The 24,022-nt window shown below is 62.7% G+C and carries 16 protein-coding genes and 5 pseudogenes; 12 read left to right on the top strand and 9 right to left on the bottom strand.

Going from position 1 to position 24,022, the window contains the following annotated elements; genetic code table 11:
• The first annotated feature begins 2 nt into the window (after positions 1-2).
• The 4 genes from FEZ32_RS02965 (at position 3) to FEZ32_RS02950 (ending at position 2,792) form a co-directional block, all read left to right on the top strand.
• Entirely contained in the window at positions 3-446 is a 444-nt protein-coding gene (locus FEZ32_RS02965) for a PadR family transcriptional regulator (protein ID WP_311317323.1), read from the top strand.
• Complete coding sequence (locus FEZ32_RS02960; protein WP_048769063.1) at positions 443-1,072, top strand: HAAS signaling domain-containing protein; 630 nt, start codon at positions 443-445, stop codon at positions 1,070-1,072. The genes FEZ32_RS02965 and FEZ32_RS02960 overlap by 4 nt, the downstream gene beginning before the upstream one ends.
• Positions 1,073-1,237: 165 nt before the next feature.
• Positions 1,238-2,545 carry an ISL3 family transposase gene (locus tag FEZ32_RS02955; protein WP_048680651.1) on the top strand — a complete coding sequence of 436 codons (1,308 nt, stop codon included), beginning with the start codon at positions 1,238-1,240 and terminating at the stop codon, positions 2,543-2,545.
• A complete protein-coding gene (locus FEZ32_RS02950; RefSeq protein ID WP_138679870.1) occupies positions 2,448-2,792 on the top strand; it encodes a transposase family protein in 345 nt (114 codons plus the stop codon). The genes FEZ32_RS02955 and FEZ32_RS02950 overlap by 98 nt, the downstream gene beginning before the upstream one ends.
• 106 nt (positions 2,793-2,898) lie before the next feature.
• Here FEZ32_RS02950 and FEZ32_RS02945 read toward each other — a convergent pair whose 3' ends face one another.
• Positions 2,899-4,002: an LCP family protein gene (locus FEZ32_RS02945; protein ID WP_138679869.1), complete on the bottom strand. Its 1,104-nt coding sequence runs from the start codon at positions 4,000-4,002 to the stop codon at positions 2,899-2,901.
• A 351-nt stretch (positions 4,003-4,353) separates the two neighbouring features.
• Here FEZ32_RS02945 and FEZ32_RS02935 point away from each other — a divergent pair.
• Positions 4,354-5,396: pseudogene (locus tag FEZ32_RS02935) on the top strand (IS3 family transposase); the annotation flags it as partial.
• Positions 5,397-5,518: 122 nt separating this feature from the next.
• Complete coding sequence (locus FEZ32_RS02930; RefSeq protein ID WP_138679868.1) at positions 5,519-6,850, top strand: ISL3-like element ISPfr3 family transposase; 1,332 nt, start codon at positions 5,519-5,521, stop codon at positions 6,848-6,850.
• A 229-nt stretch (positions 6,851-7,079) separates the two neighbouring features.
• On the opposite strand, the gene FEZ32_RS02925 is transcribed toward FEZ32_RS02930, so the two are convergent.
• Positions 7,080-8,195, bottom strand: a complete 1,116-nt coding sequence (locus tag FEZ32_RS02925) for an IS630 family transposase (protein ID WP_138679865.1) — start codon at positions 8,193-8,195, stop codon at positions 7,080-7,082.
• A 53-nt stretch (positions 8,196-8,248) separates the two neighbouring features.
• Positions 8,249-8,626, bottom strand: coding sequence for a serine O-acetyltransferase (locus FEZ32_RS14165; RefSeq protein ID WP_420809258.1), 378 nt, complete (start codon positions 8,624-8,626; stop codon positions 8,249-8,251).
• A gap of 490 nt (positions 8,627-9,116) precedes the next feature.
• On the opposite strand from FEZ32_RS14165, the pseudogene FEZ32_RS02915 reads away from it, so the two are divergent.
• The 6 genes and pseudogenes from FEZ32_RS02915 to FEZ32_RS02890 all read left to right on the top strand — a co-directional run.
• Positions 9,117-10,233 (top strand): annotated as a pseudogene (locus FEZ32_RS02915) (IS630 family transposase).
• A gap of 737 nt (positions 10,234-10,970) precedes the next feature.
• A complete protein-coding gene (locus FEZ32_RS02910) occupies positions 10,971-12,230 on the top strand; it encodes an IS256 family transposase (RefSeq protein WP_138679658.1) in 1,260 nt (419 codons plus the stop codon).
• Positions 12,231-12,376: 146 nt separating this feature from the next.
• Positions 12,377-12,906, top strand: a pseudogene (locus FEZ32_RS02905) (IS3-like element ISPfr11 family transposase); the annotation flags it as partial.
• 67 nt (positions 12,907-12,973) lie between these two features.
• Positions 12,974-13,261 carry a transposase gene (locus FEZ32_RS02900; protein ID WP_138679867.1) on the top strand — a complete coding sequence of 96 codons (288 nt, stop codon included), beginning with the start codon at positions 12,974-12,976 and terminating at the stop codon, positions 13,259-13,261.
• Positions 13,252-14,142: an IS3 family transposase gene (locus FEZ32_RS02895; protein ID WP_138679866.1), complete on the top strand. Its 891-nt coding sequence runs from the start codon at positions 13,252-13,254 to the stop codon at positions 14,140-14,142. Before FEZ32_RS02900 ends, FEZ32_RS02895 begins: the two co-directional genes overlap by 10 nt.
• A gap of 40 nt (positions 14,143-14,182) precedes the next feature.
• A pseudogene (locus tag FEZ32_RS02890) lies at positions 14,183-14,870 on the top strand (IS3-like element ISPfr11 family transposase); the annotation flags it as partial.
• 78 nt (positions 14,871-14,948) lie between these two features.
• Here FEZ32_RS02890 and FEZ32_RS02885 read toward each other — a convergent pair.
• The 6 genes and pseudogenes from FEZ32_RS02885 to FEZ32_RS02860 all read right to left on the bottom strand — a co-directional run bounded on the left by FEZ32_RS02885 (position 14,949) and on the right by FEZ32_RS02860 (position 23,277).
• Positions 14,949-16,064: an IS630 family transposase gene (locus FEZ32_RS02885; RefSeq protein WP_138679865.1), complete on the bottom strand. Its 1,116-nt coding sequence runs from the start codon at positions 16,062-16,064 to the stop codon at positions 14,949-14,951.
• Positions 16,065-16,532: 468 nt separating this feature from the next.
• A complete protein-coding gene (locus tag FEZ32_RS02880) occupies positions 16,533-17,831 on the bottom strand; it encodes a hypothetical protein (protein WP_138679864.1) in 1,299 nt (432 codons plus the stop codon).
• Positions 17,832-17,940: 109 nt separating this feature from the next.
• A complete protein-coding gene (locus FEZ32_RS13450; protein ID WP_175415704.1) occupies positions 17,941-18,633 on the bottom strand; it encodes a glycosyltransferase family 4 protein in 693 nt (230 codons plus the stop codon).
• 473 nt (positions 18,634-19,106) lie between these two features.
• Positions 19,107-19,958, bottom strand: coding sequence for a glycosyltransferase family 2 protein (locus tag FEZ32_RS02870; protein ID WP_138679862.1), 852 nt, complete (start codon positions 19,956-19,958; stop codon positions 19,107-19,109).
• A 564-nt stretch (positions 19,959-20,522) separates the two neighbouring features.
• Positions 20,523-21,639 (bottom strand): annotated as a pseudogene (locus FEZ32_RS02865) (IS630 family transposase).
• A 175-nt stretch (positions 21,640-21,814) separates the two neighbouring features.
• A protein-coding gene (locus FEZ32_RS02860) for an IS3 family transposase (protein ID WP_420809250.1) occupies positions 21,815-23,277 on the bottom strand; the annotation gives its coding sequence in 2 pieces (ribosomal slippage) (positions 21,815-22,908 and positions 22,908-23,277; 1,464 coding nt in all).
• Between the last annotated feature and the right edge of the window lie 745 nt (positions 23,278-24,022).

Genomic DNA, 24,022 nt, shown 5'->3' with positions numbered 1-24,022 from the left:
ATATGCGACGGCGGGCTTGCAGGGCGGAGACCACCCGCGCGCAGGATCCTTGGCCTCGTCTACCCCACACCGAACAGATCCTGGCGGAGCGTGCTACCTTGTGGTGCATGGAACCTGACGCTGTTCACCTCGTAGGGCAGTTGCGCCGCGGCGCTCTCGAACCATGTGTCCTCGCCGTCATCGCCCAGCAACCGACCTATGGTCTCGACCTGGCTCGAACGCTGAGCGAACGAGGACTCCTCGAGAGCGAAGGGACGCTGTACCCGCTCCTGTCGAGACTCCGAAAACGCAACCTCGTGACCACTGCCTGGCAAGAGTCCCCGAGTGGACCCCCGCGCCGCTACTACCACATCACCCCGGCAGGCAAGACCGGACTTGCTACATTCACCCAGGAATGGGGCCGCTTCCGGCAAGCCGTCGACCTCGTCATTGGAGACCACGCATGACCACTCTGCCCTCGTCCGCCGCCGCCCAGGCCTACCTCAAGCGCCTCACTGCCCTGACCGAATCGCTCCCCTCCAGCGAGCAGCTGGATCTTCTCACCGGAATCGAGGAACACCTCAGGGACGCCGAACAGCGAGGCGTGATCCAGGCGGCACTCGACAGTCTCGGTCCACCTGAGCAGATCGCCCTGGAAGCCGGGGCAGAGACGGCCGGCACACCGCGGTGGATGCGGCTGCTAGCCGTAGCAAGCGCCGTGGCCACAGTGGGAGGCTTCATGGCCCTGGGGGCACTGCTGTGCTTCACGGCGTACTTCGACGATGACTCCGAATACGCTCTACACCCGATGCTCATCCTGCTCGCCTTCGGTGCCGGCAGTATGACAGGAGTCTTCTCGACCGTGCTGTCCTTCCTCGTCAGAGAGCTGACCGGACAGCAGCGGGTTCTGCTGACCGCTTCGTGGATCGCCTCCTCGCTGCTGGCCATCGTGTTCGGCATCGCGGGCGGGAGCGTCCCGGTCGGAGTCAACCTCCCTCTCAGCGCCCTCCCGCTCCTGATGGGTGCCATCGGGGTCGTCCTCGTCCTGCGCTACACCGCACCGAACCCCGCTCGCAAACTGGTCCGAAGCTGAGCCACCCTGGGCCCCATCGCACGTCGCGCTGGGCCGGGTTTCGGGGCTCTTCACAGATGAGGGTGTAGCTGTGGTGCGACCTGGGGCGGCGCGTCGGTGTCGGGGTGAGGGTCGAGGTCTTCCGATGATGGGAGTTCTCACACAACCCGTCCGGAAGACCTCGACGTGCCTGACGCTACCTTCACGCGCCCTGACCTGACTACCTTCACCCGCCTCGACGGCCTCGGTCTGGAGGTCACCGGCCAGCTGCTCGAGCCTGACCGGTCCGTGCTGGCGTGCCGGGTCGTGGAGCCGGACGACTGGTGCAGGCGGTGCGGCTGCCAGGGCGTGCCCCGTGACACGGTGAGCAGGGAGTTGGCGCACGAGCCGTTCGGGTGGCGCCCTACCACGCTGGTGCTCACCGTGCGCCGCTACCGCTGCAAGGAGTGCTCGCACGTGTGGCGTCAGGACACCACCGCTGCGGCGCCGCCGCGGGCCAAGATCTCCCGCGCCGGCCTGCGGTGGGGTCTGGTCGGGATCGTCGTCGGCCACCTGTCGATGGCCCGAGTTGCCGAAGGACTGGGCGTGGCGTGGAACACCGCCAACGACGCGGTCCTGGCTGAGGGCCGGCGTCTGCTCATCGAGGACCCGACCCGCCTGGACGGTGTCAAGGTCGTCGGGGTCGATGAGCACGTGTGGCGGCACACCCGGCGCGGTGACAAGTACGTCACCGTGATCATCGACCTCACCCCGGTCCGGGACGGCACCGGGCCCTCACGCCTGCTGGACGTGGTCGAAGGTCGGTCGAAGAAGGCGTTCAAGGACTGGCTGGCCGAGCGGGACCAGGCTTGGCGCGATGGGATCGAGGTCGTGGCCATGGATGGGTTCGCGGGCTTCAAGACCGCCACCACCGAGGAGCTGCCGGACGCCGTCACGGTTATGGATCCCTTCCACGTCATCCGGTTGGCCGGGGACGCTCTCGATGAGTGTCGCCGCCGAGTCCAGCAGGAACTGCACGGACACCGCGGACGCAAGGGCGACCCGCTCTACACCGCGCGGCGGACCCTGCACACCGGGGCTGACCTGCTCACCGACCGCCAGCACGAGCGCCTTGACAAGCTCTTCGCTGGGGACCGGCACGTGCAAGTCGAGTGCACCTGGGGGATCTACCAGCGCATGATCTCCGCCTACCGTCACCCCGACCGGGCAGCCGGCCGCGTCGAGATGAGCTCCGTGATCGACGCCCTCGCCGACAGTGTGCCTGAGGCGTTGGTAGAACTGCGCAAGCTCGGCCGCACCCTGACCAGACGCGCCTGCGACGTCCTGGCCTACTTCGACCGGCCGCGCACGAGCAACGGACCTACCGAAGCCGTGAACGGTCGCCTCGAGCACCTGCGTGGCCTGGCCCTCGGCTTCCGCAACCTCACCAACTACATCGCCCGCGCACTCCTCGAAGCCGGCGGATTCAGACCACACCTACACCCCGAATTGTGAAGAGCCCAACAAGGGCTACCAAGGCGCCGGCATCGGCATCTGCCACCCGATCAAGGGCCACGGCCTGGCCCCCGACACCAACACCCGCAACCGGCTCATCACCCAACTCCGCGCCCCAGCCGAACGAGCCAATGCCATCATCAAACACTTCAAGGCCCTCCAGAAAGTCACCCTCGACCCCTGGCGCATCACCCAGATCGTCCGCTCAGCCCTCGTGATCGCTACTCACGTGCGAGGAGCCTGGTGAGAAAACCTCACTGATCGAACGCCACATTCAGGAACGACGCCGAACACTGGCGGACGGATCTGAAGCGAACTCGCATCTCAGAAACGATGTCCCCCTCAATGGCACATCACTGCGGATGGTTCGCCACGTAGTCGGCCATCCGGTCGTTCTTGAGAGCGGTGGACAACTCTTTCATGCCGGCCTCGTCGACGATGTCGTAGGCCTGACCGTCTTTCGACTTCCCGAAGCCCGAGATGGGGGCTTGAACCTGGACGACGCCCTTGCCTGAGGAGAACTTCAAGCTGGTCGCGATCTTGCGGATGTTGGCCGTCGTGAGCCCGGAGTCAACGGTGGTGTTCTTGGCATAGACGTCCAGGACGCCCTTGAACTTCTTCGGGTCACTGATGACCCCGCCGCTCATGGACTTCTCGATGATCGCGGTGATCACCGACCGCTGCCGTGCTGCACGGTCCAAGTCGCCGTTGGCCAAATCGTAGCGTTCACGAACGTACAGCAGGGCTTCTTCGCCCGAGATCGTGATGTTGCCCTGGGCGAAGGTGTGTCCATCGATTGTTGACTTCTGCGGGTTGTTGACGGTCACACCGCCAAGCTCATCGGTGAGCGAGATGAACCCTGGGAAGTCGATGATCACGGCGTGGTCCATCTGGACGCCAGTGAGCTTCTGCAGGGTCTTGATGGTCAGTGCCGACCCGCCCCAGGAGTATGCGGCGTTGATTTTGGCCTTAGAATCCTTCTTGACAACCTTGTTCGCCGGAACGGTCACCCACATGTCACGCAGGAAGCTCACGAGGTACAGGTGCTCGCGGTCTCCCGACAGCTGCGCGAGGATGAGGGAGTCCGATCGGGCTCCGGAGACCCCTGCCCGGTTGTCGGTGCCCATCAGGACGAAGTTGATGGGCTTGCCGGTCTCAACTGGTTGGACGGCGGTGTTGTCGGGCATCAGGCTCGAGTCCCGGTGGATCTCGTTGAGTGCTCCGCTGATGCTTCGGAAGTAGTAGAACAGCACGCCGACCACCAGCAGCACAGCTGCCAAGAGAGCGGCAAGAAAGATCTTGGGCCACTTCCGCTTCTTGCGGGCGGTCCTGGTGGCAGTCGCCACCTCACCCTCGTTCGCCGGTTCCGTGGTGTCGTCCCTCCACAGGTCGAGACCCTCGTCGTCGGGATCTGCGTGCTTCGGCGCCTGACTCGGCTCCTGCGGGGTGTTCGACATAGTGATGGTGCAACTCCTCGGAGTGGACCTCAGCGCCAGCCAAGGGAAAGGGCAAAAGCCATGCTAGTTCACCTGTTGCGGTGAAGGAGCATGGGCCTTGACCCTTGATCGTGGACACGGTGTCGGTTCGGTTATGCCGCTTCCGCGAGCGTAGCGGAGAGCGCGGCTTCGTAGGCGTTCGTGCTGATGTTGCCGATCGCGGAGTGGCGCCTTCGGGTGTTGTAACGGTTCGCCCACCGGAACACGGTCCGGTAGGCGGTGGCCTGGTCCGGGAACGCTGAGCTGGGCCTACCCTGTTTTTTCGGACACCTGATGTAGCGGGACCGCGTGGTCCTGCGGGAAGGTGTTGTCATGAGTACGGGGAACGAGAAGGCGCCGCAGCAGCGTCGGAAGTTCACTGCCCAGTACCGTCACGAGGCAGCCCGGATGGTGATCGACTCCGGTCGCACCATCGCTGAGGTCGCCGCTGAGCTGGGGCTGGGTGCCCAACTGTTGGGCAGATGGGTGAGGACGGAGAAGGAGACCATGACACCTGCGCCATTGGGTGCGAATGAACGCGAAGAGCTCGTCCGTCTGCGCAAGGAGAACGCCGAGTTGCGGATGGACAATGAGTTCTTGGGAAAAGCAGCGGCCTTCTTCGCATCGAAGCATCAGTGAGTGAGAAGTACACGCTGATGCAGGCGGAGAAGGCACACTTCACCATGGCACGCATGGCCCGCCTGTTGAAGGTGTCCACCTCGGGGTACTACTCGTGGGTGGGGGCCCAGGACAGGACCTGGGACCACCTGCCTGCCCGGTCGCGGGCCCGCAGGGCCCTGGACCGGGCGGTGCGGCGCATCTGGGTGGACTCCCACAAGACCTACGGGTACCCGCGCGTCCACGCCCAGCTGCTGCGCGAGGGGACCCGTGTGAACCGCAAGACGGTGGCCCAATCCATGCGCCGCCAGGGATTGAAAGGCATCAGCCCGCGCCGGTTCGCCCCGGTGACGACGATCCCCGGTACGCGCACCCACTCCATCCCAGACCTGTGCACACGCCGCTGGGACACGGGAGTGGTCGATGGCGTGTGGGTCACCGACATCACCTACCTGCGTACCCGCGCAGGCTGGGTGTACCTGTGCGGGATCAAGGACGCCTGCTCCCGCAAGGTCATCTCCACGGCCATGTCCACCACCATGACGACCGGCCTCGTGGAGGAAGCCCTGCGCCGGGCCCGCACCCTGCGCCCCAACGCGCCGGGCAGAGTCGTCATACATTCGGATCGCGGAGCACAATTCACCTCCGAACAGATGTACCAGTGCTGCCAGGAACTCACACTGGATCAGTCCATGGGACGCACCGGCGTGTGCTGGGACAATGCCATGATCGAATCCCAGTGGTCCGTCCTCAAAAGTGGCTCTTCCCAGATGAGGGTGTAGCGCACGTCGCGCGGCGGGCCGGCGCGTCGGTGGCCGGGTAGAGGTCGAGGTCTCCCGAGGATGAGAGCTCCTACACACTCAGCCCGAAAGACCTCGACGTGCACGACGCTACCGTCGGCGGGCGCGCTGATGCGTTCGCCAGCCCCGACCTGACTGCCTTCTGCCGCCTCGACGAACTCGGCCTCGTTGTCACCGGGCAGCGACTCGAGCCGGATCGTGCCGTATTGGCCTGCCAGGTGGTCGAGCCCGACCAGTGGTGCCGGCGCTGCGGCTGCGAAGGGAGACCACGTGACACCGTGGTCCGACGGCTTGCCCACGAACCACTGGGCTGGCGGCCCACGACGCTGGAGGTCGTCGTGGGCCGTTACCGCTGCAGCGGCTGCGGGTATGTGTGGCGCCAGGACACCACCGCCGCGGCCGAGCCCCGGGCCAAGTTGTCTCGGCGCGCTCTGCGGTGGGCGTTGGAAGGGATCGTGGTGCGCCACCTGAGCGTGGCTCGGGTCGCCGAGGGGCTCGGGGTGGCCTGGGACACCGCCAACGACGCCGTTCTGGCCGAGGGCAAGCGGGTGCTGATCGACGAGGAGCACCGCTTCGAGGGGGTGAAGGTCGTCGGGGTCGATGAGCACGTGTGGAGGCACACCCGTCGCGGTGACCGGTATGTCACCGTGATCATCGACCTCACCCCAGTGCGAGATGGCACCGGCCCGGCACGGCTGCTGGACATGGTCGAGGGCCGCTCCAAGCAGGCGTTCAAGACCTGGCTGGCCGACCGCCCGCAGGAGTGGCGCGACGGCGTGGAGGTGGTCGCGATGGACGGCTTCACCGGGTTCAAGACCGCCGCCGTCGAGGAACTGCCCGACGTGGTGACCGTGCTAGATCCCTTCCACGTCACCAGGCTCGCTGGCGAGGCGCTCGATGAGTGCCGACGGCGAGTTCAGCAGGCCATCTGTGGGCACCGCGGCCGTGCCGGCGACCCGCTCTATGCCGCCCGCCGGACCCTGTCCACCGGCGCCGACCTGCTCAACGACAAGCAGAAGGACCGACTGGACACCCTGTTCGCCGACGACGCCCACGTCGAGGTCGAGGTCACCTGGAGCGTCTACCAGCGCATGATCGCCGCCTACCGCCACGAGAACCGGCGCCACGGCCGCGAGCTGATGGCCCGGCTCATCGACTCGATCAGCACCGGCGTCCCCAAGGCCCTGGTCGAGATCACCAAGCTCGGCAGGACGCTGAAGAAGCGCGCCGCCGACGTCCTGGCCTACTTCGACCGGCCCAGCACCTCCAACGGGCCCACCGAGGCGATCAACGGCAGGCTCGAGCACCTGCGCGGCTCGGCGCTGGGGTTCCGCAACCTGACCAACTACATCGCCAGATCCCTGCTCGAGACCGGCGGGTTCAGACCCCGACTACACCCTGGATTCGGATGAGCCACATTGGCTTGATCAGGTGAGCGGGACGGGTTGTGGACGGTGACCCGGACAGGCTGGACGTGGGCGTAACACGTTGGCCACGGCGCTGTCTCCAAGAACCGATGCGAGGGCATGTTCCAAGCCGGCCAGCCGCAGCACTATTCCAAGGACTGCACGGTCGGGTCAGGGTTCAGTCAGGACTCAGGGTCATCGCAGACTCGACACTGCGGTCGGTCACCATGTTCACCTAGTGTCCTGAGTCGGAAGTTTCTGGTTGGTCGTTGGTGTGGTTGAGGATGGTGCAGTAGGCCGCGAGGGTGGAGAGGATTTGGTCGGCGGTCTTGGTCCAGATGAAGGGTTTGGGATCGTGGTTCCACTGGTTGATCCAGGCTTGGATGTCGGCTTTCAGTTCGGTGACTGACCGGTGTGCCGAACCGTGGAGTTTCCGGCAGGTCAACTCGGCGAACCAGCGCTCGACCAGGTTCAACCACGACGAGTAGGTCGGGGTGAAGTGCAGATGGAACCGGGGGTGACGCAGCAGCCACGTGTGGACCTTCTGGGTCTTGTGAGTGGCGTAGTTGTCCAGGACCAGGTGCAGGTCCAAGTCCTGGGGCACGGCCTTGTCGATGGTGGTCAGGAAACCGATGAACTGGGCAGCGGTGTGCCGGGCGTGGTGCTCTGCGATCACCGAACCCGAGGCGATGTCCAGGGCGGCGAACAGGCTCGTGGTGCCATGACGCACATAGTCGTGGGAGGCCTTGGCCGGGCTGGTCGGCAGCACCGGAAGGATCGGGGCGGTCCGGTCCAGGGCCTGGATCTGGGTTTTCTCATCGACCGCCAGCACCAGGGCGTCAGCTGGCGGGTCCATGTACAGGCCGACCACGTCGCGGACCTTGTCGACGAACTCGGGATCGGTCGAGAGTTTCCAGGAATCGATCGCCTGGGGCTTCAGTCCGAAGGCCCGCCACACCCGAGAGACCATGGACTGGCTCATCCCGGAGGCCTGCGCTGCGCTACGGGTGGACCATGCCCGGTCCCCGTTCGCCGGCTTGGAGTGCAAGGTCCTCTCGACCAGGGCCTGGACAGCCTCGTCGGTGACAGCACGCGGCCGCCCGGGACGGGGCGCGTCCTCCAGACCGTCAAGCCGGTCGGCGGCGAAGCGGGACCGCCACTTACCGACTGTGGTCCGCGAGCAACCCACCAGCTCGGCCGCCCGCCCGATCGTGGCCCCACCGTCGAGTTCCAGAATGATCCGGGCTCGCCGCGCCCGCCAGGCCGCCAGGGTTCGCCCGCGTGTCCAGCCCTCCAGCACGGCACGTTCCTCGTCGGTCAAGTGCACGGGTTCAGTCCTGGGACTCGCCATGAGAAGAGTCTACCAATCCTGACCAGAAACTTCCGACTCAGGACACTAGCCTCCTATCTGCCATGAATGATCCGCGCAGGAACTCCGACGGCTGTACAGTCATCGGGGACGTCTGTCAAAACCACAGCATTAGCTCCGACTCGAACGTTGTTTCCGATAACTACTCCGCCAAGGATCTTCGAACCCGCGCCCAAGAAAACGTTATCTCCTAGGTGAGGTTGTCCATTTCTTGAACCATCCCCAAGAGTCACTCCCTGGTAGATCCGAACATTACTTCCGATAACCACTTCTTCGCCGATAACAATTCCCGAGCTGTGCACTACAACAAATCCTGGCCCTATATCGGCCGTTCCTCGAACTTCGGCGCCTGTCAACACCTGAGTTAACGAACGTAGCGGATCTGCAAACAGTCCACCAATAGGTCCGCTCATGAGGCATTGTGATACCCTGTAGAGAACGACGACTTGAAACCGTGGATGCATAATAATTCGAGCCAACAGTGCAACCACTCTTGCCGCTCCTGACTCAGGAGACTGCATCATCGCATGCATATCTTTAGAAATCAGCTCCAAGAATATGCGCCCTTGCTTAAACCGACTCATCGCCACACCCATTTCTCAACTCTATATCCATATTGCATGCAAATTTCTCGCGCCAACACGAGGCATCGCTGAGCGGGGTCAAGCCCCCTAGTCTGCTGACCGGAACTGCACTGGGAGAGGCTGAAGCTCACGCCAAGTCATCTCACAAATGTTGTACTGACAGCTCTGCACCCAGCTCGGGCAACGACTATGGGGCACAGAAAAAGGACTACTGCCCGGGTAGGTGACAGTTTGACATGGCTCGGCGAAAAGATCCAGACTCGGTGGACCCTAGTGTCCTGAGTCGGACGTTTCTGGTCAGGATTGGTAGACTCTTCTCATGGCGAGTCCCAGGACTGAACCCGTGCACTTGACCGACGAGGAACGTGCCGTGCTGGAGGGCTGGACACGCGGGCGAACCCTGGCGGCCTGGCGGGCGCGGCGAGCCCGGATCATTCTGGAACTCGACGGTGGGGCCACGATCGGGCGGGCGGCCGAGCTGGTGGGTTGCTCGCGGACCACAGTCGGTAAGTGGCGGTCCCGCTTCGCCGCCGACCGGCTTGACGGTCTGGAGGACGCGCCCCGTCCCGGGCGGCCGCGTGCTGTCACCGACGAGGCTGTCCAGGCCCTGGTCGAGAGGACCTTGCACTCCAAGCCGGCGAACGGGGACCGGGCATGGTCCACCCGTAGCGCAGCGCAGGCCTCCGGGATGAGCCAGTCCATGGTCTCTCGGGTGTGGCGGGCCTTCGGACTGAAGCCCCAGGCGATCGATTCCTGGAAACTCTCGACCGATCCCGAGTTCGTCGACAAGGTCCGCGACGTGGTCGGCCTGTACATGGACCCGCCAGCTGACGCCCTGGTGCTGGCGGTCGATGAGAAAACCCAGATCCAGGCCCTGGACCGGACCGCCCCGATCCTTCCGGTGCTGCCGACCAGCCCGGCCAAGGCCTCCCACGACTATGTGCGTCATGGCACCACGAGCCTGTTCGCCGCCCTGGACATCGCCTCGGGTTCGGTGATCGCAGAGCACCACGCCCGGCACACCGCTGCCCAGTTCATCGGTTTCCTGACCACCATCGACAAGGCCGTGCCCCAGGACTTGGACCTGCACCTGGTCCTGGACAACTACGCCACTCACAAGACCCAGAAGGTCCACACGTGGCTGCTGCGTCACCCCCGGTTCCATCTGCACTTCACCCCGACCTACTCGTCGTGGTTGAACCTGGTCGAGCGCTGGTTCGCCGAGTTGACCTGCCGGAAACTCCACGGTTCGGCACACCGGTCAGTCACCGAACTGAAAGCCGACATCCAAGCCTGGATCAACCAGTGGAACCACGATCCCAAACCCTTCATCTGGACCAAGACCGCCGACCAAATCCTCTCCACCCTCGCGGGCCTACTGCACCATCCTCAACCACACCAACGACCAACCAGAAACTTCCGACTCAGGACACTAGTAAGTGTGGAAGTCACGCACACGCCACGGGGCAGCAAGACGATCACCCTGCCGGCCAATCTCAGACCAGCCAGCAGGAGATCACAGTAGTTTCAATGGTGAGTGCAGACGCTGGTCGCATCGCGTCGCTCGGCCTCGGCGTCGTGGGCACGTGCGTAGCGACCCAGCGAGCTGACCACCTCCTAGAGGGTCGCCAGCGTCGATAAGCGCAACGACACTGACTCGCAAGCGCGAGGAACGGTTCGCCGGAGGCTCAACCGATCCGCCAAGCCCGACTCGCCACGATCGCTGAAGTGGGCCACCAACTACGACAGCGCCGAACGGGCAACTCGGAACTCGGCGGCGACGTCAGCAACAGGGCGCCCGGCGTCGAGGACCTGGGTGACAAACACGCTGGCTCCCGAGCACGGTGAGCGGGGCATAGCGCTGCGTCATCGAACGGGTCTCTCCCAGCAGATGCAGGGCCCCAGCACAACCCATCGCCTCGGTTAGGGACCCGTTCCTTCATCCCCGTACCGATGAACACCACGTCAAAACCCGCAACAGCTACACCACTATCGGGGACTAAACTCATCAGGTCCTTGCTCGGGTCTGAAACTCCAGTAGTGCCCCTTATGGTGGTGTAACCCGCTGGTGACCAACCCGTCGGCCTCCGCGACTTCGTGGTGGACGGCAGCGCGGTCACCGTGTGATCCTTCGAGAAAGCTCTCTACTTCTCACTCGAAAGGAACAACCACGATGACCGCTCCTCATATTGTCGACCCGACGCGGGTCCTGGACCAAGCCCTGGGCCAGGCCTCCCCGGACCTGCTGCGCTCACTGCTGCAGACGATGATCAACATGCTCCTGTCAGCCGACGCCGACCAGGTCGCCGGCGCGGAGTACGGCCGCCCCGACCCCGACCGCCTCGTCCAGCGCAACGGCTACCGTCACCGCGACCTGGACACCCGGGTCGGCACGGTGGACGTGGCGATCCCCAAGCTCCGCCAGGGCAGCTACTTCCCCGAGTGGCTGCTGGAGCGGCGCAAGCGCGCCGAGTCGGCGATGATCACCGTGGTCGCCGACGCCTACCTGGCCGGGGTCTCCACCCGCCGGATGGACAAGCTCGTCAAGAGCCTGGGTATCGACTCCCTGTCGAAGTCCCAGGTCTCCAGGATGGCCGCCGACCTCGACGCCCAGGTCGAGGCCTTCCGCCACAGGCCTCTGGGCGAGGCGGGCCCGTTCACGTTCGTGGCCGCTGACGCCCTGACGATGAAGGTCCGGGAGGCCGGACGGGTCATCAACGCGGTCGTGCTGACTGCCACCGGGGTCAACGCGGACGGCCACCGGGAGGTCCTGGGCCTCCAGGTCGCCACCGCTGAGACCGGGCCGGCCTGGAACACGTTCTTCGCCGATCTGGTGGCCCGGGGCCTGTCCGGGGTGCGGCTGGTCACCTCGGATGCCCATGCCGGGCTGAGGGAGGCGATCGCGGCGAACCTGCCCGGGGCTGCCTGGCAGCGGTGCAGGACCCACTACGCGGCCAATCTGATGAGCGTGTGCCCCAAGAGCCTGTGGCCGGCGGTCAAGGCCATGCTCCACTCGGTCTACGACCAGCCCTCCGCGGCCGCCGTCGACGCCCAGTTCGACCGGCTGCTGGACTATGTGGAGGCCAAGCTTCCCCAGGTCCATGCCCATCTGGACGCCGCGCGGGCCGATCTGTTGGCGTTCACGAGTTTCCCGGTCGACGTGTGGCGCCAGATCTGGTCGAACAATCCTCAGGAGCGGCTGAACAAGGAGATCCGGCGGCGTACCGATGCCGTGGGGATCTTTCCCAACAGGGAGGCCGTCATCCGGCTCGTCGGGGCCGTGCTGGCCGAGCAGACCGATGAGTGGGCCGAGGGCCGGCGCTACCTGGGCCTGGAGGTCCTGGAACGCTCACGAGGCACTCACAACCCCGACGGCCCGGACCAGACGCACCTGGAAGGAGCAGACCCCATCCCACCCGAACTGGCAGCCTGACCCCGTATCGAAAGATCACGAAACGGATACACCACTACCAGGGACTTGACCGAAACTCCACACGACTCCTACGTCACCTGGGCCTACCCTGGTTTTTCGGACACCTGATGTGGCGGGGCCTGGTGGCCCTGGGGGAAGGTGTTGTCATGAGCACGGGGAACGAGAAGACGCGGAGGCAGCGTCGCAAGTTCACGGCCCAGTACCGCCATGAGGCGGCGAGGATGGTGATCGACTCGGGTCGCACGATCGCCGAGGTCGCCCAGGAGCTGGGGCTGGGTCCCCAACTGTTGGGCAGGTGGGTGAAGGCAGAGAAGGAGACCATGACGCCGAGCACGTTGAGTCCGGATGAACGCGAGGAGTTGAAGCGGCTCCGCAAGGAGAACGCGGACCTGCGGATGGACAACGAGTTCTTGGGAAAAGCAGCGGCCTTCTTCGCTGCGAAGCATCAGTGAGTGAGAAGTACACGCTGATGCAGGCGGAGAAGGCTCGGTACCCGATTGCCCGGATGGCCCGCCTGTTGAAAGTGTCCACTTCCGGGTACTACGCGTGGGTTGCGGCCCAGCAGCGGGATGGGGATCATCTTCTCCCCAGCCTCCGGGCGCGTCGGCGCCTGGATGAGGCGGTGCGCCGCATATGGGTGGACTCCCGAAGCACGTACGGGTACCTGCGTGTGTGTGGACTGAGTGAAGCTTCCCGGACTTCTGAGGAAAGTCATAGTTTCGAGAATCGGGTAGGATCACATCATGTCAGGATCGAAGTACAGTCCGGAGTTCAAGAACCAGGTCGTTCTTGAAGTCGTGGACAAGCATCGCACCATCAAAGCCGTAGCAGAATCATACAATCTTGTCGCTCAGACTGTCGGCGTATGGGTCAAGGAGTATCGCAAGAAGAATCCGGACCCGGAAACCGAGAACCTCACCAGTGCCGAGTCGGCCGAACTCGCACGGTTGAGGAAGGATCTCCGTGAGGCCCGGATGGAGAACGAGTTCCTAAAAAAAGCGGCAGCCTTCTTCGCGAAGGAATCACAGTAGCTGTCCGCTACACGTACATCTTCTCGCAAGAAGGCAACTACCCCGTTCGGCTCATGTGCCGATGCCTCACCGTGTCTCCCTCGGGATATTATGACTGGCGAGCCAGGCCCATTTCTGCGACCGCACGTCGACGCCGTGACCTCGCTTCCAAGATTCGTTTCTATTTTGCTGACTCGGACGGTACCTACGGCTACCGGCGGATCGCCGCCGAGCTCGCCCGGGCCGGTGAGGCGGTGCACCCGGACACGGTCCGCTCCATCATGCGGGCCGAGGGGCTGGTGGCCGCACAGCCCCGCCTGAGGGTCCGCACCACGATCCCGGCCGACGACGCCGACGGGCGCCCAGACCTGGTGGAACGAGACTTCACCGCGGCGCAGCCGGGATACAAATGGGTCGGTGACATCACCTATATTCGCACCCTGGAAGGATTCTGCTATCTGGCGACGGTACTGGACTGCTGCACGAAGAGGGCCGTGGGTTACGCGATCGATGATCACATGAGGACCGGATTGATCTGCAGGGCCATCGACATGGCCGTCAGGAATTGTGAGTATGTCAGAGGGGCGACCATTTTCCATTCGGATCATGGGTCGCAGTACATGTCGAAGGAATTCACCGAGCTGCTCGAGTCCTATGATATCAGACTGTCCGTGGGGAGGACGGGACTGTGCTGGGATAATGCGTGGGCGGAGTCGTTCAATGCGACGTTGAAGAACGAGAGGGTGCACCGGGTGATCTATCGGACCAAGGATGAGGCGGTCCGGGATATTGTGCGGTGGATCGAGCTCAGGTATAATCAGAAACGTCTTCACTCGTCGTTGGGGTATCGGACCCCTAATGAGATTGAGGCGGAGTACAGGGAATCACGTCAGGTGGCCTGAAACCAAGTGTTTGGGCGTGTCCGAGAAACGGCAAGCAGTCCAGTGCGCCCAGCTTCGCCGTGAGGGGGTGGTGGTGGATCGTAAGACGGTGGCGGCCTCGATGCGCCGTCAGGGCCTTGCGGGCATCAGCCCGCGCCGGTTCCGTCCGGTGACGACGATACCGGGGACGCGCACGCATTCGATCCCTGACCGGGTCAAGCGACACTGGGACACGGGGCAGGTGGATCGCGTGTGGGTCACCGACATCACCTACCTGAGGACGCGGGCCGGGTGGGTGTACCTGTGCGCCATCAAGGACGCTTGCTCCCGGAAGGTCATCGCAACCGCCATGTCGACGACCATGACGACGGACCTCGTGGAGGAGGCGTTGCGCCGGGCTCGCATTCTTCGCCCGAACGCGCCCAGGAAAGTGATCATCCATTCCGACCGTGGCACGCAATTCACCTCCGAGCAGATGTATGAGTGCTGCCGGGAACTCCACCTCGACCAGTCAATGGGACGCACCGGGGTGTGCTGGGACAATGCGATGATCGAATCCCAGTGGTCCGTGTTGAAGGCTGAGTTCTACGACCGCTACGAGTGGGACACCCCCCCAGCAGGCCATTCAGGGCGTGGAGGAGTGGATCTACGACTTCTACAACACGAAGCGCCTCAACACAGCGATCGGCTACCAGACCCCAGTCGAGTTCGAAGCCCAACACGCGGCAGCCCTGACACGGGCCGCCTGAACCAATCCAACCGTCCGAAACTTGCGGGTAACCCCAGTGCGGAAATAAAGTGTCGTGAGCGATCGAAGCCATCCTCGTCTAGTGTCCTGAGTCGGAAGTTTCTGGTTGGTCGTTGGTGTGGTTGAGGATGGTGCAGTAGGCCGCGAGGGTGGAGAGGATTTGGTCGGCGGTCTTGGTCCAGATGAAGGGTTTGGGATCGTGGTTCCACTGGTTGATCCAGGCTTGGATGTCGGCTTTCAGTTCGGTGACTGACCGGTGTGCCGAACCGTGGAGTTTCCGGCAGGTCAACTCGGCGAACCAGCGCTCGACCAGGTTCAACCACGACGAGTAGGTCGGGGTGAAGTGCAGATGGAACCGGGGGTGACGCAGCAGCCACGTGTGGACCTTCTGGGTCTTGTGAGTGGCGTAGTTGTCCAGGACCAGGTGCAGGTCCAAGTCCTGGGGCACGGCCTTGTCGATGGTGGTCAGGAAACCGATGAACTGGGCAGCGGTGTGCCGGGCGTGGTGCTCTGCGATCACCGAACCCGAGGCGATGTCCAGGGCGGCGAACAGGCTCGTGGTGCCATGACGCACATAGTCGTGGGAGGCCTTGGCCGGGCTGGTCGGCAGCACCGGAAGGATCGGGGCGGTCCGGTCCAGGGCCTGGATCTGGGTTTTCTCATCGACCGCCAGCACCAGGGCGTCAGCTGGCGGGTCCATGTACAGGCCGACCACGTCGCGGACCTTGTCGACGAACTCGGGATCGGTCGAGAGTTTCCAGGAATCGATCGCCTGGGGCTTCAGTCCGAAGGCCCGCCACACCCGAGAGACCATGGACTGGCTCATCCCGGAGGCCTGCGCTGCGCTACGGGTGGACCATGCCCGGTCCCCGTTCGCCGGCTTGGAGTGCAAGGTCCTCTCGACCAGGGCCTGGACAGCCTCGTCGGTGACAGCACGCGGCCGCCCGGGACGGGGCGCGTCCTCCAGACCGTCAAGCCGGTCGGCGGCGAAGCGGGACCGCCACTTACCGACTGTGGTCCGCGAGCAACCCACCAGCTCGGCCGCCCGCCCGATCGTGGCCCCACCGTCGAGTTCCAGAATGATCCGGGCTCGCCGCGCCCGCCAGGCCGCCAGGGTTCGCCCGCGTGTCCAGCCCTCCAGCACGGCACGTTCCTCGTCGGTCAAGTGCACGGGTTCAGTCCTGGGACTCGCCATGAGAAGAGTCTACCAATCCTGACCAGAAACGTCCGACTCAGGACACTAGGCACTTGTCCATCGCAAGGGCCGCTGACAGGTTCACAGCATCGTGGAACACGGCGAACAACGCAATCCCTGCCGAAAGACGGAGGAACTCGATCACCCATCGGAGCTCCTTCGGTCAGAGGTCGGTAATCGGTATTGAAGAGCAAGTGTCACGCGATACCAGCCACGTAGATTGTTACGTGACACTAGACCTCCACAAGGCCCAGTCAAGAACCGCGACCGGCCTTAGGCATATTACTGCTCATGAACGATCCCGGCCTCCAATGGGTGTCCAAGACGCACGGCGGCCAGCGCCGCCCGAGGTCCCGCGACAACATCGACCAGGGCGCGATGAAAGAAGCACACCCGCGCTCTAGCTCATCCGTCGATCAGTCACCACTCCGCACATTCACAACCATTCGGCCACACATCCTGAGGAATCTAACCCATCTTTCCCCTTGATCGATCGACTTCGTCCAATACTCCACCGAAGCCCTTCGCCAAGGCCTCAGTAGATTTCCTTCGATCATCAGATAGATTAGTGACCGCCATACCAACAACGAACCACAGAAGGTACGGAAGTTGAGTAATCATCGCTACGGTTGCAAGTACCGAAATCTGAGACACGGAAGCGATGAGCGAAGGATCATCCGTACCCTTGATAAGCTCCCAAACAAGAAAAATTAGCAGAGCCAAGAACAATACGCCAACAATCCATCCAAACTGAAGACAAATTAGCAGCACTGAGTTATCTACTGTACCGACCACGTTGCCGCTATAATCTGAAGACGCCCATCCCCACAACCCGTCTCCATACTCAGTATACAACCCCGATAATCCGAACATCCGTATGCCAGGCAGCAACGAAAGATAGCCTTCACGATATCCGGTGCTCGCCGAAAGATCACCTGTACCCGCATCCACAAACTCAAGCCACATCGGAGCCAGAAGCAAACCAGCACCAATTGTCGCAACAAGATACGCACTCCTCTCCCCCAGAGCTACCCTTGAATTCCGCCCAAACACCCCAGCAAGGACGAGCGCAAGGGCATATGCGACCAGCCCCGCGCGGCTGAATGTCACCGCAACTCCGGCCAGACATATCGCCAACAGGAGGGCGCGAACTGCCCGATTTAGCTTGAGAAAGAGCACGAAAGTAGTAAGCATCGCGATAGCCGCGGCAAACACTATCGAATGCCCCATCGCCCCCTCGCTCCGAGCGAATCCACCTCTGTATTGAATTGGGCTCCAACGAATTCCGGTTGGAGACCCAAAAGTAAGATTCATAAACGGATGCCAATCGAAAGCAAAGTCGCCAATACTCCATACTGCTAGAACGAGGCCCACGATCCCGAACACGCGTATCATCCGCGATCGGTCCACCTGACCGGCAATCCCTCGACCGAAAAAGTACGGCACCGCCATTGATCCGGCCAAGGTCAGAGCATGCCCGAAGAGCACCCGTCCATCCAAGACACCAACGAGCGCGAGAGATACCATCGCTATCATCAACCAATCAGCTCCCCTGATGTGGAGACTGCCCGGATGCGAAAGTATCAGGCCGAACGCGGCCAGCATAAGGGCCAGTGGAACGAATTGACCAGCTATTGAGAATCCGACCCAGTAAGGCACAAACAAAAGCAGCACCAAATAGCATCCAACGACCAAGAGACCACGAGGGCGAAGTATGGGGATCAGCACCACAGCGACCAGGACAGCGGCGATCAGAAATTCCTTCATTCCGCAATCACCCCGGGCAGATTAGCCCGTACAAGACTGCCGAGCGCGCAACGCAGCACCACTAGCCTCCGCGCGATTCTGACGATCTTGTGGACACGGCAGTGAATGGTCATCTGTGCCTCTCCATAACTCGGACCATTAGCTCTTCAATTGACCTTGAAATCGATTCGTCTGAGTAGTTGGTAACAGCCCAGTCCATGCCGCTGGAGGCGACCCTTGATGCCAGCTTAGGCTCAGTCTGGAGAGACTGGAGCGCTCCAACCCACTCCTCCACACTATCTGCGACCAAGACTTCCCGCCCATTCTTGACTCCGGCTTGATGGGCAACCGTTCCAGTCGCAACAACGGGAACACCTAACGCGCAGGACTCAATCAGCTTCATCTGCACACCAGTGGCCATGGTCACGGGTATAATGGATGCCCTTGCTCCAAGAATGTAGGGACTCACCGAATCAACTTCACCAATAACATGGACACGTGGCCCCTCCAGCGCGCGCACGCGCCTTGAAGGAGATTGACCAACCACATACAGCTTAGCCCCCGGGACATATCTGCCAAGCTCCGGCACCACATTGTCTGCGAACCATTCGATCGCCTCAACGTTCGCCCGATACGACAGACGCCCGACAAACACTATCGGAAACGGGTGGTCATACTGATAAGGAAAACTGTTCACTCCTACCATGTGTGGACTGCGAACTAGGAAACCCTTCCCCGACGCCACCTTCGAGTCGCAATCCACCGGCGAAGAGAACAATACCGCATCAACCTCCGAGGCCGCCATTTTCTCGGCTCCCACCATCCGAGGGTACTCAATTCGCGCAATCCCTCGCCACAAAGGACTGTCTCCATAGGTAGCCATCTGCTTATAGTAATCACTGCGGATATCGTCCATGTCTAGAATCGATCCACATTTGGAATTTTGTATGACCTGCGCGGAACGAATCACATTGTAGTAAACAATATCCGGATCAAGTTGTCGAATCGCCGAAACTACTGACCTCGCGAATGAACCCCTACCGACAAATGATTGCTGCAGCGATCTCGATCTAGACGGGATTGCTAATAGCGCTCGCAGGATGCCAAACAGGCGGCTGCGATCGACTAGTCGGACTTCACAATAATCTCTCAACTCGCGAGCCTGGGCGCGGTCTTTCCTACTCCAAGCACAGGCCACCAGAATGACTTCGTGCTGCCTACTAATGAGTTTTAATAGTTGAAGACTCCTCGGTCGGTACGGCGCAGGAATCCACGGCGTCACGAATAGTATTCTCATTATGCTAGTCCAGCCATTAGTTGCGCGATCCTAGATCGAACTGGAAACTTCTTGATATCGAAATAGGTCGCCATTCCACGCCAATACGCGGACCCCTTACCGTTCTTCGTGGTCACGCTCTCGAAGTGAACTGCGGTGACGTTCCTATCAATTGCTACACGGAACCCCGCGTTGCGGATTCTATTGGAAAGCTCCACGTCTTCAAAATACAGAAAAAACCGTTCATCAAACCCGCCCACGGCCTGGAATGTACTAGATCTCATGATCATGCAAAAGCCAGATACCCATTCTGTATCTAAGAGGCCGCCCGACTCATATACTTTTGAGTATCCACTTCCGCGGACAAAAACTCTATCGTAGGCCGAAATAGCCACTTTACGAATGCGTTCCGGCAAGACATCATCGATTCTCGTTGCGGCCAGCAACTCTTTTGAGATCGAGACTCTCGGTCCTCCCGAAATTCCGATTTGACCGTCAGGATAGACCATCCGTGGCACCACAGCTCCAACTTGACCGCCGTACTCTTCTATGTCTTCGGCGAGAGCTAGTAACTGATCAGCCGTGACAAGGCAATCTGGATTGACAAAGGCTACGTACTTTGAGCTAGTCTTTTTGAACCCCTTGTTGCAACCCGCTCCAAACCCGCCGTTTGAGCCATCACTAAATACTGTGACGTGATCCCCTGTCAATCTAGCGAGAGCCCCCGCCTCATTCCCGTCCTGCGTATTGTCCCAAATGACAACTGTGTTTAGAGTGGTAGGCCGCAGCACATCCAGTGACTTCTGGACCATTTCGGATGCCCCGAACGTAACCATCACCACACTGATATCAGATTTCCTCACAAGCACCATCTCCCGTACGTTCCTTGGTCCTTCGATCCTTGTTGGTCTAGCTGATCGCTGCGTCAGATTTTCTCGCTATGGAGGATATCATGCGAGTCGCTGGCTTGGATCCATCATTTTTCTCTACGGCGTAGGTGGTCCATCCGGACCTGGACGGGTTCGGCGAAGCATGCAAGCTTTGGCCTTGCTCATCGGGATCAGTGCTGCCGCACGGATAGGTTACAGTTTGTCCTCTCGCCGTGGGGCGTCGGTCATGGTGATGGCGGTCCTGAACTCGATGGGAGTCGAACAACTCAGACGCAGCTCGCGTCACCGCCCGTGGATGCGTTCGATCTTGGCCACCATGGGGATCAGTCCTGGTCTCGCAAGGTGCATGCGCGTCGATTTGGACCGTTCTTCTTGAACCGGAGGTCCTAGCTCGTCTTGCTGGCGATCTCACTGCCCGAGTCGTTCGCCCTCCTTGATCCCGACTGTTCGGTCATAGCCAGCGCACGAGGGAGCCGTCCTCTTCTTCGACACTACCTACGACCCTCGGTCCAGCTGGCATGCATAGTCCGCAATTCCGCCGCGCATCTAGTGTCCTGAGTCGGAAGTTTCTGGTTGGTCGTTGGTGTGGTTGAGGATGGTGCAGTAGGCCCGCGAGGGTGGAGAGGATTTGGTCGGCGGTCTTGGTCCAGATGAAGGGTTTGGGATCGTGGTTCCACTGGTTGATCCAGGCTTGGATGTCGGCTTTCAGTTCGGTGACTGACCGGTGTGCCGAACCGTGGAGTTTCCGGCAGGTCAACTCGGCGAACCAGCGCTCGACCAGGTTCAACCACGACGAGTAGGTCGGGGTGAAGTGCAGATGGAACCGGGGGTGACGCAGCAGCCACGTGTGGACCTTCTGGGTCTTGTGAGTGGCGTAGTTGTCCAGGACCAGGTGCAGGTCCAAGTCCTGGGGCACGGCCTTGTCGATGGTGGTCAGGAAACCGATGAACTGGGCAGCGGTGTGCCGGGCGTGGTGCTCTGCGATCACCGAACCCGAGGCGATGTCCAGGGCGGCGAACAGGCTCGTGGTGCCATGACGCACATAGTCGTGGGAGGCCTTGGCCGGGCTGGTCGGCAGCACCGGAAGGATCGGGGCGGTCCGGTCCAGGGCCTGGATCTGGGTTTTCTCATCGACCGCCAGCACCAGGGCGTCAGCTGGCGGGTCCATGTACAGGCCGACCACGTCGCGGACCTTGTCGACGAACTCGGGATCGGTCGAGAGTTTCCAGGAATCGATCGCCTGGGGCTTCAGTCCGAAGGCCCGCCACACCCGAGAGACCATGGACTGGCTCATCCCGGAGGCCTGCGCTGCGCTACGGGTGGACCATGCCCGGTCCCCGTTCGCCGGCTTGGAGTGCAAGGTCCTCTCGACCAGGGCCTGGACAGCCTCGTCGGTGACAGCACGCGGCCGCCCGGGACGGGGCGCGTCCTCCAGACCGTCAAGCCGGTCGGCGGCGAAGCGGGACCGCCACTTACCGACTGTGGTCCGCGAGCAACCCACCAGCTCGGCCGCCCGCCCGATCGTGGCCCCACCGTCGAGTTCCAGAATGATCCGGGCTCGCCGCGCCCGCCAGGCCGCCAGGGTTCGCCCGCGTGTCCAGCCCTCCAGCACGGCACGTTCCTCGTCGGTCAAGTGCACGGGTTCAGTCCTGGGACTCGCCATGAGAAGAGTCTACCAATCCTGACCAGAAACTTCCGACTCAGGACACTAGGCCTTCCACTCGAGCCCTTCGACAGACAGACCAGTCTTCAACCTCGACGTCCCATCGAGTACAGCACGCCCCGCTCACTGAAGGAGTCCGTGGTTGCGCACCCCGGAACCTGTCAACCTGGGTGGGTCAGTGACTGTGCTGGATCGTTGAGTTGGTCGTCTCCTTGGGGGGTTGGTTGATCCACGCCGTCTCTGGCAGTGTCAGCGGGACGGGCGGGTGGTGGACGAAGCGCTCGGGGTGGGCGCCGTATGCGCGGGTCAGGACACGGCAGCGGTGGTCCTGGACGGTGGTGGCGCGGCCGTGGTGGACGTCGAACGGGGTGTGCATCGCGATCCCGGAATGGCGGTGTTCGGTGTTGTACCAGCGGTAGAACTCGGCGCAGAACGCGCGGGCGTCCTTGATCGAGCCGAACTGGTGGGGAAACTCCGGGCGGTACTTCAGGGTCTTGAACTGGGCCTCGGAGTAGGGGTTGTCATTCGACACGTGGGGGCGGCTGTGCGACCTCGTCACGCCCAGGTCGGCCAGGAGGAACGCGACCGGCTTGGAGGCCATCGAGGAGCCGTTGTCGGCGTGGATGCTCAGCTGGCCGCGGTCGACGCCCTGCTTGGTGATCGTCTCGGCCAGCAGCCGCTCGGCCAGCGGCGCGGCCTCCCTCGTGGCGACCATCCAGCCCACGGTGTACTGGGAGAAGATGTCGATGATGGAGTACAGGTAGTAGTAGGTCCACTTCGCCGGACCGTGCAGCTTGGTGATGTCCCACGACCACACGCGGTTCGGGGCGGTAGCGACCAACTCGGGCTTGACCCGGGCCGGGTGGGTGGCCTGGCGGCGCCGCTCGCGCACCTCGCCGCGCTTGCGGAGCAGGCGGTACATCGTCGAGACCGAGCACAGGTAGGCGCCCTCGTCAAGCAGGACCGCGTAGATCTCGGCCGGGGCCATGTCGACGAACCGCGCCGAGCGCAGCACGGTCAGCACCTGGGCCTCCTCCGCCGCGCTCAGGGCGCGGGGCTGGCGGGCCGGCTCGCGTCGTGGTGGCCTCGGCGGGGTCGGGCTCTTGCGGTGGTGACGGTAGTGCGTGGCCCGCGACCTGCCGACCGCCCGGCAGGCGGCCTTGACACCGATCAGGGGTGTGAGCTCGGTGATCGTCTCGTCGATCATCGCTCGTCGGTCTTCTTCGCGCTGTCGGTCGAGAACTGGTCCAACAGAGCCGAGAGTTTTCCCTGGATCTCGATGACCTTCCGGGCCGTGTCTAGCTCGCCGGTCAGCCGCTCGTTCTCCCTGCGCAGCCGGGCCGCCTCCTTCTCGGCAGCAGTGGCCGGCGCAGCGCCCGACGAGCGCCCCAGCGCCTCCAAGGCGCCGCGGTCGCGCTGGTCACGCCACGAGCTGATCAGCGAGGTGTACAGCCCCTCCCGGCGCAGCAGCGCCCCCTTGCCCTCCCGATCGCACGCCTCGTACTCGGCCAGGACCTTCGCCTTGTACCTCGCCGTGTAGGTCCGCCGCTGCGCCTTCGCCGGCACCTGCGGATCCGGGACGTCTTCCATGCCTACAGCCTGCCCCGCCCCAGCGGGCGCCGTCATCGTCGTACTCATCCTGGGGAACTCCTCCCCGCCCTCTACGACACCGATCCGGACTGTCCGGGTGTCTTACTCAAGGTTGGCACAGAGGGGTTCCGGGGGTCCAGGGCTCAGTCGTAGAGTGTTCGAGGCGTGTCTTGATGGCTTTGGTGTGACCGTTGCTGGTGTCGGGCCGGTCGAAGGATGCGGGTTGCGCGCTGCTTGAGGGTTGGCGGAGGATCGCACAGTTCGACGAGTCTGGAGCGAATGCCGCTCGCGGGGGAGTCGACGAGTCGGCGCATGACGAGCCTCCCGAACTTTCGTTGACCGCTTCTGGTGGGCGGTCGCCATTCGCGGAAGAGCATGCCAGGTCGTCTCGACCTCGAGGTTTTGGCCATGGGTGAGTCATGAGCAAAAGCGCTTGCAGGCCGGTCTGCTGCGTCTCGGTGAGCCGTCTGACTCCGGTGTGGAGGGGCACGGCGGTCCCTCGGCGGCTGCCTCAAGGGCCGCTTCGGCGCCGAGTCACGGTGATTTTCAGGAGCAGCTGAGCTGGCAGGTCAGTCTCTGGAGAGAGGCGTACGCCCGGCTCATCCTGCCGATCGCCGACACGAGCCCGCGCGTGATCAACAGTGCTCGAGGTCGCGTCACTGCCAGGTTCTGTTCCACAAAAGAGGTTACCGGACACAATGGTTCAGGGGACAGCCAGCGTCGTTTCGGCGACCACAACCGCATCCGCCCACCGACGCACGGCGCGGCGAGCGGGTCGATCTGCTGGCGATCG

This window comes from Acidipropionibacterium jensenii, from assembly GCF_005890135.1.
Taxonomy (GTDB): Bacteria; Actinomycetota; Actinomycetes; order Propionibacteriales; family Propionibacteriaceae; genus Acidipropionibacterium; species Acidipropionibacterium jensenii.
This window is presented reverse-complemented; position numbering and strand designations above follow the sequence as displayed.